General features: G+C 62.7%; 15 protein-coding genes and 1 tRNA gene. 10 read left to right on the forward strand and 6 right to left on the reverse strand.

The window, feature by feature from the left end:
- The first annotated feature begins 32 nt into the window (after positions 1-32).
- The 5 genes from J0663_RS08280 (at position 33) to J0663_RS08300 (ending at position 6,880) form a co-directional block, all read left to right on the forward strand.
- The gene (locus J0663_RS08280; RefSeq protein ID WP_207243939.1) at positions 33-1,316 is read left to right on the forward strand and encodes an NAD(P)/FAD-dependent oxidoreductase; all 1,284 of its coding nucleotides are present in this window, start codon (positions 33-35) and stop codon (positions 1,314-1,316) included.
- Positions 1,317-1,362: 46 nt separating this feature from the next.
- A complete protein-coding gene (gene amaB, locus J0663_RS08285; RefSeq protein ID WP_207243940.1) occupies positions 1,363-2,901 on the forward strand; it encodes an L-piperidine-6-carboxylate dehydrogenase in 1,539 nt (512 codons plus the stop codon).
- A gap of 191 nt (positions 2,902-3,092) precedes the next feature.
- Positions 3,093-4,115 carry an iron ABC transporter substrate-binding protein gene (locus tag J0663_RS08290; RefSeq protein WP_207243941.1) on the forward strand — a complete coding sequence of 341 codons (1,023 nt, stop codon included), beginning with the start codon at positions 3,093-3,095 and terminating at the stop codon, positions 4,113-4,115.
- Between the two features lie 150 nt (positions 4,116-4,265).
- The gene (locus J0663_RS08295) at positions 4,266-5,846 is read left to right on the forward strand and encodes an ABC transporter permease (protein WP_207243942.1); all 1,581 of its coding nucleotides are present in this window, start codon (positions 4,266-4,268) and stop codon (positions 5,844-5,846) included.
- A complete protein-coding gene (locus J0663_RS08300; protein WP_207243943.1) occupies positions 5,843-6,880 on the forward strand; it encodes an ABC transporter ATP-binding protein in 1,038 nt (345 codons plus the stop codon). The genes J0663_RS08295 and J0663_RS08300 overlap by 4 nt, the downstream gene beginning before the upstream one ends.
- Positions 6,881-6,974: 94 nt before the next feature.
- Here the strand turns inward: J0663_RS08300 and J0663_RS08305 are convergent, their stop codons facing one another.
- The 4 genes from J0663_RS08305 to J0663_RS08320 form a co-directional block, all read right to left on the reverse strand.
- A complete protein-coding gene (locus J0663_RS08305) occupies positions 6,975-8,309 on the reverse strand; it encodes a glucoamylase family protein (protein ID WP_207243944.1) in 1,335 nt (444 codons plus the stop codon).
- Positions 8,310-8,562: 253 nt separating this feature from the next.
- The gene (locus J0663_RS08310) at positions 8,563-10,347 is read right to left on the reverse strand and encodes a gamma-glutamyltransferase family protein (RefSeq protein WP_207243945.1); all 1,785 of its coding nucleotides are present in this window, start codon (positions 10,345-10,347) and stop codon (positions 8,563-8,565) included.
- A 38-nt stretch (positions 10,348-10,385) separates the two neighbouring features.
- Positions 10,386-11,822 carry a M81 family metallopeptidase gene (locus J0663_RS08315; RefSeq protein WP_207243946.1) on the reverse strand — a complete coding sequence of 479 codons (1,437 nt, stop codon included), beginning with the start codon at positions 11,820-11,822 and terminating at the stop codon, positions 10,386-10,388.
- Positions 11,823-12,020: 198 nt separating this feature from the next.
- Positions 12,021-12,743, reverse strand: coding sequence for an NIPSNAP family protein (locus J0663_RS08320; RefSeq protein ID WP_207243947.1), 723 nt, complete (start codon positions 12,741-12,743; stop codon positions 12,021-12,023).
- Positions 12,744-12,838: 95 nt separating this feature from the next.
- Between J0663_RS08320 and J0663_RS08325 the strand changes: the two genes are divergently transcribed.
- Positions 12,839-13,453, forward strand: a complete 615-nt coding sequence (locus tag J0663_RS08325; RefSeq protein ID WP_207243948.1) for a TetR/AcrR family transcriptional regulator — start codon at positions 12,839-12,841, stop codon at positions 13,451-13,453.
- A 66-nt stretch (positions 13,454-13,519) separates the two neighbouring features.
- Here the strand turns inward: J0663_RS08325 and J0663_RS08330 are convergent.
- Positions 13,520-13,609, reverse strand: a tRNA-Ser gene (locus J0663_RS08330).
- Between the two features lie 305 nt (positions 13,610-13,914).
- Between J0663_RS08330 and rplU the strand changes: the two genes are divergently transcribed.
- The 4 genes from rplU (at position 13,915) to J0663_RS08350 (ending at position 15,902) form a co-directional block, all read left to right on the forward strand.
- Positions 13,915-14,232 (forward strand): 50S ribosomal protein L21, encoded by a 318-nt coding sequence (gene rplU, locus J0663_RS08335; protein WP_007824851.1) that lies wholly within the window; start codon positions 13,915-13,917, stop codon positions 14,230-14,232.
- Between the two features lie 34 nt (positions 14,233-14,266).
- On the forward strand, positions 14,267-14,536 hold the full coding sequence (gene rpmA / locus J0663_RS08340) for a 50S ribosomal protein L27 (protein WP_004676172.1): 270 nt from the start codon (positions 14,267-14,269) through the stop codon (positions 14,534-14,536).
- A 125-nt stretch (positions 14,537-14,661) separates the two neighbouring features.
- Positions 14,662-15,318 (forward strand): GNAT family N-acetyltransferase, encoded by a 657-nt coding sequence (locus J0663_RS08345; RefSeq protein ID WP_207243949.1) that lies wholly within the window; start codon positions 14,662-14,664, stop codon positions 15,316-15,318.
- On the forward strand, positions 15,315-15,902 hold the full coding sequence (locus J0663_RS08350; protein ID WP_207243950.1) for a GNAT family N-acetyltransferase: 588 nt from the start codon (positions 15,315-15,317) through the stop codon (positions 15,900-15,902). The genes J0663_RS08345 and J0663_RS08350 overlap by 4 nt, the downstream gene beginning before the upstream one ends.
- 96 nt (positions 15,903-15,998) lie before the next feature.
- On the opposite strand, the gene J0663_RS08355 is transcribed toward J0663_RS08350, so the two are convergent.
- Positions 15,999-16,865 (reverse strand): endonuclease/exonuclease/phosphatase family protein, encoded by an 867-nt coding sequence (locus J0663_RS08355; protein WP_207243951.1) that lies wholly within the window; start codon positions 16,863-16,865, stop codon positions 15,999-16,001.
- Positions 16,866-16,900 lie beyond the last annotated feature (35 nt).

The following is a 16,900-nucleotide window of genomic DNA, read 5'->3' on the forward strand; positions in this document are numbered from 1 at the left end:
CTATCGCGATTTCGATCCGATCGGACTGAGCCATGCTGAATGATCCGCGCTCCCACGGCCTCTGGGAAAAGACGGCAGCCGAGCCGCCGGCCACCTCGCCGCTCGCCGGCGCGGCATCGGCCGACGTCGTCATCGTCGGCGGCGGTTATACCGGTCTTTCCGCTGCCCTGCATCTGGCCGAAGCCGGGTCGAGGGTCTTGCTGCTGGAAGCAAGGGAGATCGGCTTTGGCGGAGCAGGACGCAATGTCGGGCTAATCAATGCCGGCATGTGGGTGATGCCGGACGATCTGCCTGGCGTGCTCGGCCCGGTTCACGGCGAACGCCTGCTCGATCTGCTTGGCAACGCCCCCAAGCTTGTCATGGCGTTGATCGACAAGCACGGCATTGCCTGCGAACTCGAGCGCAACGGCACGCTGCATTGCGCGGTCGGCGCCGACGGTCTGAAGGAGATCGAGGAACGCGCGGCGCAATGGACGGCCCGCGGCGCAGCCGTCACGCTACTCGATGCGGCGGAGACGGCCAAACGGATCGGCAGCGATGCCTATGCCGGGTCGCTGCTCGATATGCGCGCCGGAACGCTGCAGCCGCTTGCCTATGCCCGCGGCCTTGCCCATGCCGCGGTCAAAGCCGGTGTGGTCGTCCACACGTCGAGCCCCGTCATCGCAACGGAGCGCAATGGCAGCCGCTGGACCGTGAGGACGGCGAGCGGCGAAGTCAGCGCGGAGTGGATCGTCGTGGCGACCGATGCCTACAGCACCGGCCCCTTCGAGCCGGTGCGCAACGAACAGGTGTTTCTGCCCTACTTCAATTTCGCCACCGTGCCGCTGGGCCATAATCTTCGCCGGTCGATCCTGCCGGGGCGAGAAGGCGCGTGGGATACCAAGGACATTCTGTCCTCCTTCCGCATGGATCAGGCCGGACGTCTCGTCTTCGGCAGTGTCGGGGCGTTGCGCAATACCGGGCTTGCCGTGCATAAGGGCTGGGCCAAACGCGCCGTGAAACGGCTCTTTCCCAATATTGGCGATGTCGAATTCGAATGCGAATGGTATGGCCAGATCGGCATGACCGACAATGCGCTGCCGCGCTTCCACAAATTCGCCCCCAATGTCATCGGCTTTTCAGGCTATAATGGCCGCGGCATCGCGCCCGGCACGGTCTTCGGCCGCACGCTGGCCGACCATATTCTCGGCCGGCTTGCCGAGAGCGACCTGCCGCTGCCGCTGACGCCACCAACGGAGCCACGCTTCCGCACGCTCAAGGAACTATGGTACGAAGCCGGCGCCCAGGTCGCCCATTTCGCCGATGCCCGCTTCTGAGAACCGACGTCCGCTTCTTGAGAACAATAAGATTGGAAACCCGACAATGACCATCGCCGTCCTCGATCTCGCCACCGAAACCGCCAAGCTGCTCGCCGAACTCGGCGTCGATGCCGGCCGCTATCACGGCGGCACGCTGTCCGTTACCTCGCCGGTCACCGGCAAGGAAATCGGCAGGCTGAGAGAACATTCCGTTTCCGAAACGAAAACGGCGATCGAAGAGGCACACAAGGCTTTCCTCGAATGGCGTTCGGTTCCGGCGCCAAAGCGCGGCGAGCTGGTCCGCCTGCTCGGCGAGGAGCTGCGCGCCGCCAAGACGGCCCTCGGCCGTCTGGTCTCGATCGAAGTCGGCAAGATCACCTCGGAAGGTCTCGGCGAAGTGCAGGAGATGATCGACATTTGCGATTTCGCCGTCGGCCTGTCGCGTCAGCTCTATGGCCTGACGATCGCCACCGAACGCTCCGAGCATCGGATGATGGAAAGCTGGCACCCGCTCGGCGCGATCGGCATCATTTCCGCCTTCAACTTCCCGGTCGCCGTCTGGTCGTGGAACGCGGCACTTGCCATGGTCTGCGGCAACTCCACCGTCTGGAAGCCCTCGGAAAAGACGCCGCTGACCGCCCTTGCCGTGCAGGCATTGTTCGAAAAGGCCCTGAAGCGTTTCGTCGCCGAGGGCGGTAAGGCGCCCGCCAATCTGTCGACCCTGATCATCGGCGGCCGTGAGGTCGGCGAGGTGCTGGTCGACCACCCGAAAATCCCGCTCGTTTCGGCCACGGGCTCGACGGCCATGGGCCGCGCCGTCGGCCCGCGCCTGTCGCAGCGTTTTGCCCGCGCCATTCTCGAACTCGGGGGCAACAACGCAGCCATCGTCTGCCCGAGCGCGGATCTCGACCTGACGCTGCGCGGCGTTGCTTTCTCCGCCATGGGCACGGCCGGCCAGCGCTGCACGACGCTGCGCCGTCTCTTCGTCCATGAAAGCGTCTATGACCAGCTTGTGCCTCGCCTGCAGAAGGCCTACGGCTCCGTCACCATCGGCAATCCGCTCGAAACGGGCACGCTTGTGGGACCGCTGATCGACGGCCAGGCCTTTGAGAAGATGCAGGCAGCGCTCGGCGAGGCAAAGGCGGCTGGCGGCAAGGTGACCGGCGGCGATCGTGTCGAAAACGGTTCGGCGGAAGCCTTCTACGTTCGCCCCGCGCTCGTCGAAATGCCCGATCAGACGGGCCCGGTCGAGCACGAGACCTTCGCGCCGATCCTCTACGTAATGAAATACAGCGATTTCGATGCGGTGCTGGCGCTGCACAATGCCGTGCCGCAGGGGCTGTCGTCGTCGATCTTCACCAACGACATGCGCGAGGCCGAAACCTTCGTCTCCGCCCGTGGCTCGGATTGCGGCATCGCCAATGTCAATCTCGGGCCATCGGGCGCCGAGATCGGCGGTGCCTTCGGTGGGGAAAAGGAGACCGGCGGCGGACGCGAATCCGGTTCCGATGCCTGGAAGGCCTATATGCGCCGCGCGACCAATACGATCAATTACGGCAGCACGCTGCCGCTTGCGCAAGGCGTCAAGTTCGACGTGGAATAAGCATAATGGCGCGAAAGGCGACGCTGGCAGGGCGTCGCCTTCTGGCTCGATCGAGATTTATTCCCTGGCAATCCGAAAATATCAGGTCAAGCTATTGTGATGCTTCTTTCCCCGCGACGAAACTTGAAATAGCTGGTCAAGAAAAATATACGCCTCTTGCCCCTCGGGGTGACATTGCCATGGAGGCCATCATGACCATTGCTTTTAACCGCTTTTCCCACGCGCTTGCGCTCGCCGCTTCGCTTCTCTCCGCCACGGCGCTTGCAGGCGGCGCCCATGCGCAGGATGAAGGTCTCGTCGTCTACAATGCTCAGCACGAAAGCCTCGGCCGCGAATGGATCGATGCCTTCACCAAGGAGACCGGCATCAAGGTCACCATGCGACAGGGCAGCGACATGCAATTCGCCAACCAGATCGTCCAGGAAGGCGATGCATCTCCCGCGGACATATTCCTGACGGAGAACTCGCCGGCCATGGCGCTGGTCGATGGAGCGGGCCTGTTTGCGCCGGTCGAAAAGGAAACACTGGACCAGGTCCCGGAGCAGTATCGCCCGGCCGACGGCATGTGGACCGGCATTGCCGCCCGCACCACGGTTTTCGCCTATGACAAGACGAAGCTCAGCGAAGACAAGCTGCCGAAGTCGTTGCTCAACCTGGCCGATCCGGCCTGGAAGGGCCGCTGGGGTGCAGCACCCGCCGGCGCCGACTTCCAGGCCATCGTCGCCGCCCTGCTGCAGTTGAAGGGCGAAGACGCCACCAAGGCATGGCTGAAGGGCCTCAAGGACAACGCTACCCCCTACAAGGGCAACAGCGTCGCCATGAAGGCCGTCAATGCGGGCGAAGTCGAAGGCGCGGTCATCTACCATTATTACTGGTTCGGCGATCAGGCCAAAACCGGCGAGAACAGCAAGAATGTCGGGCTGCACTATTTCAAGAACCAGGATCCGGGCGCTTTCGTCAGTGTTTCGGGCGGCGGCGTCCTGAAGTCCACCCAGCACATGAAGGAAGCCCAGGCTTTCCTGAAATTCGTCACCGGCAAGGCCGGCCAGGCAATTCTCAAGGACGGCACGTCCTATGAATATGCCATCGGCAAGGATGCGCCCTCTAACGACAAGCTCACTCCGCTGGCCGATCTCAACGCTCCAAAGGTCGAAGCTTCCACCCTCGACAGCAAGAAGGTCGTGGAGCTGATGACGGCCGCGGGTCTTATCTGACCTTCTGCCGCAGGCTCCTTCCGGCCAAAACTATTGCTTTTGGGTCAAGAAAACCTTAGGGCATGACGATATCCGGCAACCGTCCTCTCGAAGGCGGTTGCCTCACTTTTTCAGCGTGTGAAGGCATCGGCCTTGCTGCAGGACAACAGATTGCTCGCATCCGGCAACGATGCGCCGGCCGCGCCCCGGACCATGCGAATGGTTTTGCCGCGCGGGCGCATGCCGCACGCTTCCGTAGTGTTGCTGGCAACCGTCGTCGCGACCTTCAGCCTCGTGCCGCTCGGCTTCATCGGCTGGGTCACCTATGATGTCGGCTGGGAAACGGTGAAGGCGCTGGTCTTCCGGCCGCGCGTCGGCGACCTTCTCGTCAATACGGTTCTGCTGGAATCGATTACCATTCCGCTGTCGATCGCGCTTGCCGTGACGCTTGCCTGGCTGACCGAGCGGACCGACATTCCTTTCGCGCAGTTCTGGGCCTGGCTGGCGATCGCGCCACTTGCGGTGCCGGCCTTCGTGCACAGCTATGCCTGGGTCAGCCTCATTCCCGGCATGCGCGGCCTTGAGAGCGGCGTCTTCGTCTCGGTGATCGCCTATTATCCGTTTCTCTATTTGCCGGTTGCCGCCGCCTTGCGCCGCCTCGATCCGGCCATCGAGGATGCGGCAGCTTCGCTGGGCCTCAATCCCTGGCGCGTCTTCTTCCGTGCCGTTCTGCCGCAATTGAGGTTTGCCATTTGCGGCGGCTCGCTGCTGATCGCGCTGCATCTTCTTTCGGAATACGGCCTGTTCGTCATGATCCGGTTCGACACCTTCGCGACGGCAATCGTCGACCAGTTCCAATCTTCCTACAACAGCCCGGCCTCCAACATGCTCGGCGGCGTTCTCGTCGCTTGCTGTCTTTTCCTGCTCGGCCTCGAAATTCTCTTGCGCGGCAATGAACGCTATGCCCGCGTCGGCTCCGGCTCGCCGCGTCCGGCCGATCGCCGGCGCCTCGGCTGGTTCGTGCTGCCGGCGATCTTGCTGCCTGCCGTCCTGGCGGTGCTGACGCTCGGCGTGCCGTTGATGACGCTCGGCCGCTGGCTCTATCTCGGCGGCAGCGAGATCTGGCGCATCGAGGTCGGCAGCGCCTTCGTGCAGACGATCGTTCTTGCCGTTGCCGGTGGCGTGCTGGCGACGATTGCCGCAGCACCCATGGCCTGGCTCTCCGTGCGCGCGCCCGGGCGCTTCCAGCGCGTGCTCGAAGCCTGCCATTATTATGTCGGCTCGTTGCCGGGCGTCGTCGTGGCGCTGGCGCTGGTGACGATCACCGTACGCCTGGTGCTGCCGCTCTATCAGACCTTCGCAACGCTGCTCGTCGCCTATGTCATGCTTTTCCTGCCGCGCGCCATGGTCGGGTTGCGCGCCAGCATTGCCCAGGCACCGGTGGAGCTGGAGCGAGCCGCGATGGGCCTTGGCCGAACCCCCGGTCAGGCCGTACGGCAGATCACCATGCGGCTTGCCGCACCGGGAGCAGCCGCCAGCGTTGCCTTGACTGCACTTGGTATCACCAACGAACTGACGGCGACGCTGATGCTCTCGCCCAACGGCATCGATACGCTGGCGACGAAATTCTGGTCGCTGACGAGCGAGATCGATTATGTCTCGGCCGCCCCCTACGCCTTCATGATGGTCGTGCTGTCGCTGCCGCTCACTCTGACGCTTTATGCCCAATCGAAACGGACCGCCGGCCAATGACGCTGCTCACGATCGAAAACATCAGCAAGCGTTATGGACCCGTCCAGGCGTTGCAGCATATTTCACTCGACGTTCAGGCCGGCAGCCGCACCGCCGTCGTCGGCCCGTCCGGCTCGGGCAAGACGACGCTGCTGCGCATCATCGCCGGCTTCGAGCAAGCCGATGCCGGCAGGGTGACACTGGATGGCGACGTGCTGGCCGATGGCCCGGCGGCGGTGCCGGCTCACAAGCGGGGCATCGGCATCGTCTCGCAGGATGGCGCGCTGTTTCCGCACTTGAGCGTGGCCGAGAATATCGGCTTCGGTTTTGAACGGGGTGCGGCCGATCGTGACCGGCGCATCGCCGAGCTGCTCGATATGGTCGAGCTCGACCGCGGCATGCTGGCGCGGCGCCCGCACCAGCTTTCCGGCGGGCAGCAGCAGCGCGTGGCGCTCGCCCGCGCGCTCGGTCGCAAGCCGCGGCTGATGCTGCTCGACGAGCCATTCTCAGCGCTCGATACCGGCTTGCGTGAAAACATGCGCAAGGCCGTCGCGCGTGTGCTGCAGGCGGCCGGCATTACCGCCGTTCTCGTCACGCATGATCAGGAAGAGGCGCTGAGCTTTGCCGATCAGGTCGCGGTGCTCCGGGAAGGGCGGCTGATCCAGGCCGGATCGCCGCAATCATTGTATCTGCATCCCAGGGATCGCGAGACGGCGCTGTTCCTCGGCGATGCCGTCCTGCTTCCCGCAATCATCCGGAACGGCGAGGCCGACTGCGCCCTCGGCCGCGTGGCCGTCGAAGGCAGTCGGCAAGGTAAGGCGGAAATCATGCTGCGGCCCGAGCAGATCCGTGTCATTGCCGATGAAAGCAATCGCGACTATGGCGGGCGGGTGGTCGAGGTGGAATTCGGCGGCGCGGTCTGCACCGTCGCCGTCTCGCTGGATGGCGTTGCCCTGCCGCCGATCCGGATCAAGACCTCAAGCGTCGCCCTTCCCGCGCGCGGCGATCTCGTTCGCCTGGATATATCGGGCAAGGCGCACGTCTTCGAGCGCTGAGCAATAGAGCCTGCGCGTCCTGTCGGACACGCGGGCTCTATGCTTTTTTGTTTGCGCATGATCCTTTCCGGAAATCGATTTCCGGGGTCATGCGCTAGCCGACCCTGCGCACCAGTTCCTGCGGCTCGGCGCCCTCGAGCCAGCCGCCGGTGAAGCCGGCGCGCTCGAGCCCGAGGCGGATGACCGGCGACTGCCGCATCAGCTTCCAGATGAAGTCGGAACGCTCGTTTTCGATGGTCATGACGACAAGACCCTGGTCGATGCCGACGGTGCGGTCGTCGACCCAGCCCTCCGGCCGTTTGGTCTTGACCGTCGGATTGAAGCCGCCGGGAAAGCCGCCTTCCAGGAGCAGGTTCGGATAGGTGGTCAGAAGCGCCTTGGTGCCGTCGAGAGCGGCCTGCTTGTCGTAGGGCAGGCAGGCGAGGGCCGCCCAGGGTGCGATCGTGCCGTCATCCGGTCCGAGCGGCGCGCCGCGTGCGGCATAGCCGAGAACCTTCGGCTGGCGGCCGCCGCGCATGCGCCGTGTCGGCGGCGGGCCGTCACAGGCGGAAAAACCCCAGATATTCCTGTTGTAGCCGACGAACTGGCCGGGATTGCGCTCCGCATAGTCACGCTGGACGTTGATGACCACCTGCGTGTTGCGGAAATAATCCCAATTCCGTTCCGCCATCGGCCTGTCCTGAATCCCGCGGAAATCAATCCAGGCATGCGAGAACAGATGGATGAACAGCGGACCGGCATAGAGATAGGGCTGTTCGTCGTGCGTCATCCAGGAATAGCTTGACGTGAAGGCGTCGTAGCTCGACTGCGGGATGGGATGTGTCGGCGAGGCGAGCGCCAGGGCATACAGGATGATCGCTTCGTCGAAGCCGTGATAACGCCAGCGCAGGAAGCCCGATGAGGGCTTCCAACCCATGGAAATGGTGTCGCCCTTGTTCAGTGCCCAGCGCCAGTCGACACGCTCGTAGATGAAGGTCGCGAGTTCACGGATTTCAGTCTCGGTTTCGTCGTCTTCGCGATCGAAATATTGCGCCGCCGTCAGCACGCCGGCGATCAGCAGCGCCGTGTCGATGGTCGAAAGCTCGCTGTTCCAGGCGCGGTTGCCGGTATCCATGTGCAGGAAATGATAGAAGAAGCCGCGGTGGCCGGTCGCGTGGCGCTCTTCGCCCTGGCGCGCCTCGGCGAAGAACCGCAGCGTATTGACCGTGCGCTCGGCGGCTTCCTTGCGGGCGATCCAGCAGCGCTCGACAGCGACGGGGTAGGAGGAAAGGGCAAAACCGACAGCCGCGATGCTCGCCGGTACGCCGCCGATCGAGGTATCGGCCACCAGGCCATTTTCGGGATTGGAATATTTCAGGAAGTACTTGAATGCCGAATGCTGCAACCTGTCGACGAGGGCTGCATCAATGTCTTCAATCCGTTGCAGCATAGGCTCCTACCCAACTGTTGCATCGCCCCATGCTTGAACATGGTGGCCGTCCCCGGGCAAATCAAACCTTTTTGATTCGTAGGGATAAGAGAACACAAATGGGCGGATCTGGTCGTTAATAATTATTGGTGAAATAATATCTAGCAGAAGTCATATAAGCGGTGCAGCAAAAAGCCGGGCCCGCTCCATGCCGGCACAGCTTATCTCAGGCAATACTTGTTCTCTCCGGCGCTCTCGATGCGGCCCGGTGACACTACCGTCCGACCGCATAAGCCTGCATCAGGCGTGGGGTCGCCGCGGCGCGCATCAGTCCGTCGGCATCGCGCCGCGCCGCGGTCAGCCGGCCAATCGTCCATTCATCGGCCACCGTTAGCTTGTGGCCCTTGCGGGAGAGCGCGGCGAGCACATCGGCGCCGAAATTTGCTTCCACCATCAGGCTGCCGGGCTCGCGCGTGCGCGGATAGAAGGAGCTCGGGAAATGCGAAGTGTGGAAAAGCGGCTGGTCGATCGCCGCCTGCAGGTTCAGCCTGTGGTGCACATGCCGCAGGAAGAAGGAGAGCTGCCATTGCTCCTGCTGGTCGCCGCCCGGTGTGCCGAAGGCAAGCGTCGGGCGGCCCTCATGGAGGCCGAGTGAAGGCGTCAGCGTCGTGCGCGGCCGTTTTCCGGGCGCAAGCGAGGTCGGCAGGCCGGATTTCAGCCAGAACATTTGCGCACGGGAATTGAGGCAGAAGCCGAGGCCGGGTACGGTTGGCGAAGACTGCAGCCAGCCGCCGGACGGCGTGACGGAGACCATGTTGCCGTCACGGTCGATCACGTCGATATGCACGGTGTCGCCACGCTTTTCGGAAAGATGCGCCATGGTCGGCTCGTAGACGGCGCCGGTCTTGGATTCGGCGCCGAGCATCTTCATCGTCAGATCAAGCTGCGCTTCGAAACCGGGAACGATGCCGGGACGGAGATCGAAGGAGGCGTCGGCGCCGATCAGCTTGCGGCGCCCGTCGGCATATGGCTCCGACAGAAGATGCGCGACGGGAATCTCCGAAAAATCCGGGTCGCCGTAATAGGCTTCGCGGTCGGCGAAGGCGAGCTTCATCGCCTCGGTGACCGTATGGACGAAGTCGGCGCCGGCCGGATCCATCGCGGCGAGATCGAAGCCCTTCAGGATCGACAGCGCCTGCAGGAAGACAGGCCCCTGGCCCCAGGGACCTGTCTTGGCGATCGTCCAGCCGTGATAATCATAGGTCAGCGGCGCCTCGACCGTCGCCGACCAGTTCGCCATATCGTCTGCCGTCAGCACGCCCTTGTGGCGATAACCGCTCGCATCCATCACCTCGGCGGTGTTGAGATACGCATCGATCTTCTCGGCGATGAAGCCGCGATAAAAGGCGTCGCGCGCCGCCTCCACCTGCGCCTCCCGACCGCTTTTCGCCTCGGCCTCGGCAATGACGCGCTTCCAGGTCGCAGCAAGCACCGGATTGCGGAAGTTCGCATGCGCCTCGGGCACGCGGCCACCAGGCATCCAGGTTTGGTGGGAGGTCGGCCATTCCTTCTCGAAGAAAGTCGCCAGCCCCTTGATGGTGGCCGAGACGCGCGGCAGCAGGGGATGGCCGTGCTCGGCATAATAGATCGCCGGTTCCAGCACGTCGCGCACGCTCATCGTGCCGTAATCGCGCAGCATCAGCATCCAGCCGTCGAAGGCGCCGGGAATGACCGTCGCGAGCAGGCCATCGCCGGGGATCAGCGTCAGGCCTTCCGCGCTATAGTGCTCGATCGTCGCGCCGGCCGGTGCGGGGCCTTGCGCACAGATGACTTCGACCTTGTCCTTTTTCCTCGAATAAATCACCGCCGGCAGATCGCCGCCCGGCCCGCACAGATGCGGCTCGACGACCTGCAGCACGAAACCCGTCGCGATTGCGGCGTCGAAGGCATTGCCGCCTTTTTCGAGAATGCTCATGCCGACGGCGGAGCCGATCCAGTGCGTCGAGGTGACGACGCCGAAGGTGCCGAGGATTTCGGGACGGGTCGTGAATGCGGTCATGTCAGCTGTCCTTTCTGCGGACCATGCCTGGGATCGGGCTAGCGCGCGCGTGCGGAACGGAAGACTTTGGGCTCGAAGGCAAAATCCTTGTCGAAGGGATAGGTCGGGTGCTGTTTGCGCAGCCGCGGCAGGCGCTCGACGAACTGGTCGACAACGCCGGGCGAGAGCGCCATCAGATTCGGGTTGGCGATGGGCGCCAAGTCCGGCGAGAGATAGCCCGATTTGACGACAATGATCTTCGCCCGTTCCGGATGAAGGTCAAGCCGGGTGAAATCGACGATGTTGTGATAGGGCCGGCGCTTCGCCGAGAGCACAAGATCGATGCCGCCGATCGAAACGACCGCCTGGCGATCGGAAAGATCGGCGGTCTGATGCAGGAATTTTACGGTGACGTATGCCGTAACTGGCTTGCTGCCCTTGGCATCGAGCGAAGCGCCGACGCTGAGGGTCAGCTCCGCGCCGACGCCTGCGGCATAACAGGCTTCGGTCGCCGCCTTGTCGGCGATGCCGGCGAAGACGACGCCTTGCGCACCCCTGGCGATCAGTTCGGCCAGCACCTCGGCCCGGTCCCCGACGCCGCCGCCAGTCGGGTTGTCGCCGGATTCGGCGAGCACCACGGGTGCGGTCGGGCTTGCCATCGCTCTGGCGACGCATTCCTCGATCGAGCCGGTCTCGCAGCCGAAGACGAAATCCGCGCGCGCGTCCCAATAAGCCATGGCAAGACGCCTTGCCTCGCGCTCCAGCACGACCCGGTCGGTGCCCGTCATGATGGCGGCGGCAGTGGCGCGCGGTTCATCGGCCCAGACATAGCCGACCATCAGCGATGCATCCCAGACGCCGTCCATCGCGTCGATCTCGGGCAATCTGGCATAGAGGCTCTTCGCCGGCTCATCGACCGTGCTGGTGCGCTCGCCGGGCAGGACGACCGGGATCGGCGCCCAGAGAACGAACGGCCTCACGCCGGTTTTCAAGCTCTTGACCAGCATCGAGACCGAGCGACGCATCGTCGCCTCGACATCGATATGCGGGGCGGTGCGATAGGTGGAGTAGATGTCGAGCGCATCGATGATGCGCTGGGTGACGTTGCCGTGCAGGTCGTAGCTTGCCGAGACGGTGCATGCCTCGCCGACCAGCGCACGCGCCGCACTGATCCAGTCGCCTTCGGCATCCTCCATGCCTTCGACATACATGGCGCCGTGCATGGCGAGATAGAGACCATCGAGCGGCAGCAGCGGCTTCAGCCGCTCGAGGAATTCGCCCTTGAAGGCGTCATAAGTCGCACGCGATACCGGACCGCCGGCAATGGCGCGGGCATGGATCGTTGGCAGGAACTCGGCGTCATAATCCTTCAGAAAGGCGAAATAGGGCGATTCCAGCAGCCCCTCCCCGCGCAGCACCCGAAAATCTTTCTCCTCGTTCAGAACGGGATTGTATGTGCTGCATTCGATATGAATGCCACCGACGGCGATGCGCATGGGGAAACCTCGGTTATATTGGGAGCAATCGGGCAGGATGAGTTGATCCTGATGATAGTTCGCAAAACGAGCCAATCAACCGCATCAATGACAAAATTGACAGCGGTCGATCCCGAGATCGACAATCGGGAACCCGTGATGCAAGACATTTTCCGAGGAGCCGCCTTTGGAAGCGGATTGCGTCGAGCGGAAGGTCGCTCACCAGGCGCAAAGCGACCGCGCCGTCGGCGTCAAGCGTACGATCTCGATCCTGCGCCAGCACCGGCTGTCCATCCAGGGATAAATCTCGGCCGTCCAGACCGGAGTCTGCCGGTGCTGGTAGGCGACCGCGCCGTCTTGATCCTCGTGAGCTTCAAGCCAGACGAACACCGTTTCTCCCTCGCGAACCGGCAGCCGAGGAAAACCGTTCCTGTTTCGCTCGGTCATAAACACCGCCTCGATCCGCGCACCGGCCGCCAACATGGCCGGCATCGCGCTGTCGCGGAAAAATTCCGAGAAATCTTCCTCCGTTCCGGGTGCGAGCGAGCAGATATTCACGACGATCAACCCCTGTGCTCGCGTGCGCCCGGCCTCTTTATCCCTCGGCAGATTATGCGCGAAGGGAATAACGCCGGCCGCCGGCTTCAGCAGCAAGACATTGTCCGAATTGAGCATCGTCGCGTTCGCAGCCGGTCCATGCTCCTTCCAAACCGGGCCGGAATAAAAGGAAGCGAGCGCATCCGTTCTGGCGTCCATGTTCTTGAAGGAGCGAATCCAGACAAAGCAATCGGGATCGTCGAGATCGCGAAACTCCCCTTCGACTCGCATGCCCAGCGCCTCCTGAGGCTCAACGAAGGCGCGGTCAAATAACCGGATCAATGTCTCTCTGCGCCCGGGAAGAAGCCGGTAGCGGCGAAGTTCGAATACGATATGAGGGTCCATGGTTTTCCAAACAGGTCAATCATCCTGTTTTATAACAGGATGATTGACCTGTTTTGTCAAGCCGGTAGAATGGGCACCGATACACGTGAGACACAATGATCGACCACAAGAGGATCAACGACCCCGAAGGCGTGCGTCGCAGGATCATCGACGCCGCCTACGACGCCTTTATCACGCAAGGTTACCTCGCCACCGGCATGCTGGAGCTGCGCGAGCGGGCTTCCGTGTCCGGCGGCGCAATGGCGCACCATTTCCCTGCAAAGCGCGACCTCGGGCTTGCAGTCATCCGCGATCGCGTCGCCGACGCCGTTCGGCAGACATGGATCGAACCGCTTCACAGATGTGTGGATGCGCCGACCGCCATAGACCTGATCTTCGAAACCATCATCGGTGAACTGGCGCAGAAGGACAGCGTCTCCGGCTGCCCGCTCAATAATATGGCGATGGAAGTTTCCCAGCACGACGCGGAGATGCGCGCGCTTGTCAGCGCCGTGTTCAGAGCCTGGCATGAGGCGCTGTCCGCCAAGTTTGAGGCAGATGTGAAAGGAAAACGCGCCGCCGGTTTCAATCCGCAGAGAACCGCAACGCTTCTCATTGCCGCATATTCCGGTGCCATGGCGATGGCAAAGGCACGCCAGGATGCCGGCCCGCTCAACGACTGTCGCGCCGAACTGGCCGAGTTGCTCGCGGAGAAATACCGCCGGCTTTGACCGCCGCGCGTCGAATTCGCCTGAAAAAATCGGGCCCCGCCTAACCCGGTATGGGCAGGGAAAATATGGCGGAGAGGGTGGGATTTGAACCCACGATACCCTTGCAGGTATGCCGCATTTCGAGTGCGGTGCATTCGACCACTCTGCCACCTCTCCGCGGTCTTGGTCGGCGCTTGTTCGGCGCGGGCGTTCTCATAACGAGCCTATGACGGGTTGGCAAGCCGAAAAGTCGATACATTCCATCCTTTTGCCTTGACACCTTTCTGTCACTCGCGTATCCCGCTTGCGCAATAGGAGTGGAGTAGTCCGCCCCTTGCCCGCCTCGCGCTCGCGCGGGGTTTCACCGGCAGACCAGAGTTCCGGGCTAGTTCCCTGAAATCCCTGCTTAACTTCGACTGATAAAAAGACGGCCACCTGCTCGAATGGCGGGGAGCGCCGGAACGAACATGAAAGGATAAAAAATGTTCGCAGTCATCAAGACCGGCGGTAAGCAGTACCGTGTGGCAGCCAACGACGTGCTGACCATCGAGAAGCTTGAAGCATCCGCTGGCGACTCCATTGAATTCACCGAAGTCCTCGTGATCGGCGAAGGCGCCGACGCAGCGATCGGTGCGCCCTTCGTAGCCGGCGCCTCCGTCAAGGCGGAAGTCGTCGACCAGACCCGCGGCAAGAAGGTCATCGCCTTCAAGAAGCGCCGTCGTCAGAATTCGAAGCGTTCGCGCGGCCATCGCCAGCATCACACGGTCGTCCGTATCACGGACATCGTGGCTGCCAAGTAAGATCAACGGGTTTCAGGTTTAAAGGAGAACTCCAATGGCACACAAAAAAGCTGGCGGTTCCTCGCGCAACGGTCGCGATTCCGAATCCAAGCGCCTTGGCGTGAAGAAGTTCGGCGGCGAAGCCGTCATCGCAGGCAACATCATCGTGCGTCAGCGCGGTACGCAGTGGCATCCCGGTTCCAACGTCGGCCTCGGCAAGGATCACACGATCTTTGCACTTACCGCCGGCAATGTGGACTACCGTACGAAGGCCAACGGTCGCGTCTACGTGTCTGTCATGCCGAAAGCGGAAGCAGCGGAATAAGCCGGTAGCGCTCAAAAACAGCCGGCGTCTCATCGACCCGGCTGGCCGTACCAGGTTCAGTCCAGAAAACAGGGGAGATGGGGCGCCATCTCCCCTTTTTCTTTGTCCAAACAGGAGGACTGAACATGCAAGGCGAATTGATAAGGGTCGACCAATCACGGTCACCCCGGGAAGACCAGCGGTCTCCCAAGGAACGGCTGAGGCCGGAGCGGTTAAGGACCGATTGCCCTGTCTTGTTATCGGAAAGGCTCGTCATGCGCGCGCCCCACGAAGAAGACATCGACGCCCTTGCCCATCTCGCCAACAACGCCAAAGTCGCCACCATGGTATCGCGTATGCCGCACCCCTATACCGCCAATGATGCCGCCGACTTTGTTTGGCGTACGCGAAATGGCGAGATTGGTAAGTGCGTCTATGCCATCACCAAGGCCGAAAACGGCGCCTTCATGGGGTGCTGCGGTGTGGAACCGCATGCCGACGGCAAGACCGTCGAGATCGGTTACTGGCTGGGTGAGCCCTATTGGAACCAGGGCTATATGACCGAGGCCTGCCATGCGCTGGTCGATATGGTGTTCAGAACCCGCCAGGACGTCGACCAGATCGACGCCCGCTGCCGGGTGATGAACGTCGCCTCGCGGCGCGTCATCCAGAAGTGCGGCTTCCAGTTCCAGGGATCGGGGCTCGCCGCCTCGCTGGCGCTCGGCAGCAACGTCCCGGTCGAGTGGTACAGGCTCGACCGCAAGACCTGGATGTCGCTGAGAAGCTGGGGGAACATCGCATGAGCACGACGGCACTGCAAAGGCCGCACACCAAGCCGATGATGCCCGGCCCCGCGCCGGTCATTTCGACCGCTCGGCTGACGCTCCGCCCCCACCGGCTGAGCGATGCACCCGCCATCGCGGAATCGCTTTCCGATTTCGCGGTGACGCGCATGCTATCCCGGGTGCCCGCGCCCTTCGACCGGCAGGATGCGCTGGACTGGCTGATGCCGGTCACGTCAGGCACCCTGCCGGACTGGTCGCTCGCGATCACCGGCAAGGACGATGTCCATATCGGCACCGTCTCGATCGAGCTGCGCCACGGCCGCTGGCACCTCGGCTACTGGCTGAACCGCTACTACTGGCGGCGCGGCTATATGAGCGAGGCGGTGGCGGCGATCATCGAGCGCTTCTCGCGCCGCATGCCGGAGACGCCGATCGATTCCGGCGTCTTCGCCGACAACCCGGCCTCGCTGCGGCTGCAGGAGAAGCTCGGTTTTCGCATGACCGGTTGCGGCGAAATCTATTGTTTCGCCCGCAACACCATGGTGTCGCACATCGAAACCGTGCTGCAGCCGGGCATGCTGCAGCCGCGCAAGGTTGCGTAAGCGAGCATGATGCCGAAAAGTGTGAGCGGTTTTCGGACAACATCATGCTCTCATAGAAGTCGAAAAGGAGATGCCGCCCGACCGGCGGCGTCTCCATCAATCCTCGATCTCGACCCACAGGGGAAAATGATCGGAGCCGACGGATTGCGTATCGATCCGGGCGGATTTCAACCGGCCCTCCAGGCCGCAACTGACGAAGCAATAGTCGAGATGCATGCGTTTGCCGTGATCTTCGGGATCCATCCAGCTGTAGCTCTCCGGCCCGTAAGCCTTGAGCGCCGCAAAGGTGTCGATCGGCGTGCCGATCCTCGCAACCCGGCCGTAATATCCGCCGCCTGCACCGGCGAGCGCGCAATATTCCGGCGATTCCGGCTCCATGTTGAAATCGCCCATGATGATATAATCCTCGGGCAGCGGCGGCTCCGGCAGGTCAAGCTCGCCACCACCCGTCAGCGATCCGCCCTCCTGGATGAAGGCATTGATATGGGCGTTCAAGAATTGCAGCTGGCGGATGCGTTCGTCGGCGGACACATGGTCGAGATGGACGGAGTAGACGCGGATCGCTCCACCGGGGGCGGCGATCAGCGCCTCGGTTGCGCCGCGCTGCAGGTTGATCTTGCCGATCGTCCGGCTGCGCGGCAAAAGCAGCGTCCGGGTCGAGATAATAGGCCAGCGCGACAGCACCATATTGCCGAATTGAAAGCGCGTGCCGCGCGCCGGCTGGAACCCGCCTTCATCGGCCTCGGCATGCATGTCGCAAGCCGGCCCATACACCCAGAAATGGTCGGGAAAGAAGGCTGCAATCTCCGCCACCATGTCGGCAAAACCATTGCGCCGGAAGCCTCGGGTCACCTCCTGCAGTGCGATGACATCGGCGCCGTCGAGGCTTCGGGCAATCCGCGCCAGATCGTATCTGCCGTCGAGACCGAAGCCGTACTGTATGTTATAGCTCACAAAATTCACGATAATCTTTGACCTCCGTCGGAACCGCCTATATC

The sequence above is a fragment of the Rhizobium lentis genome (assembly GCF_017352135.1).
GTDB classification, from domain to species: domain Bacteria; phylum Pseudomonadota; class Alphaproteobacteria; order Rhizobiales; family Rhizobiaceae; genus Rhizobium; species Rhizobium lentis.

Coding starts and splice junctions, on each gene's coding strand:
- J0663_RS08280 (WP_207243939.1), top strand. CDS start 33: ATGCTGAATGATCCGCGCTCCCACGGCCTCTGGGAAAAGACGGCAGCC.
- amaB (WP_207243940.1), top strand. CDS start 1,363: ATGACCATCGCCGTCCTCGATCTCGCCACCGAAACCGCCAAGCTGCTC.
- J0663_RS08290 (WP_207243941.1), top strand. CDS start 3,093: ATGACCATTGCTTTTAACCGCTTTTCCCACGCGCTTGCGCTCGCCGCT.
- J0663_RS08300 (WP_207243943.1), top strand. CDS start 5,843: ATGACGCTGCTCACGATCGAAAACATCAGCAAGCGTTATGGACCCGTC.
- J0663_RS08305 (WP_207243944.1), bottom strand. CDS start 8,309: ATGCTGCAACGGATTGAAGACATTGATGCAGCCCTCGTCGACAGGTTG.
- J0663_RS08310 (WP_207243945.1), bottom strand. CDS start 10,347: ATGACCGCATTCACGACCCGTCCCGAAATCCTCGGCACCTTCGGCGTC.
- J0663_RS08315 (WP_207243946.1), bottom strand. CDS start 11,822: ATGCGCATCGCCGTCGGTGGCATTCATATCGAATGCAGCACATACAAT.
- J0663_RS08320 (WP_207243947.1), bottom strand. CDS start 12,743: ATGGACCCTCATATCGTATTCGAACTTCGCCGCTACCGGCTTCTTCCC.
- J0663_RS08325 (WP_207243948.1), top strand. CDS start 12,839: ATGATCGACCACAAGAGGATCAACGACCCCGAAGGCGTGCGTCGCAGG.
- rplU (WP_007824851.1), top strand. CDS start 13,915: ATGTTCGCAGTCATCAAGACCGGCGGTAAGCAGTACCGTGTGGCAGCC.
- rpmA (WP_004676172.1), top strand. CDS start 14,267: ATGGCACACAAAAAAGCTGGCGGTTCCTCGCGCAACGGTCGCGATTCC.
- J0663_RS08345 (WP_207243949.1), top strand. CDS start 14,662: ATGCAAGGCGAATTGATAAGGGTCGACCAATCACGGTCACCCCGGGAA.
- J0663_RS08350 (WP_207243950.1), top strand. CDS start 15,315: ATGAGCACGACGGCACTGCAAAGGCCGCACACCAAGCCGATGATGCCC.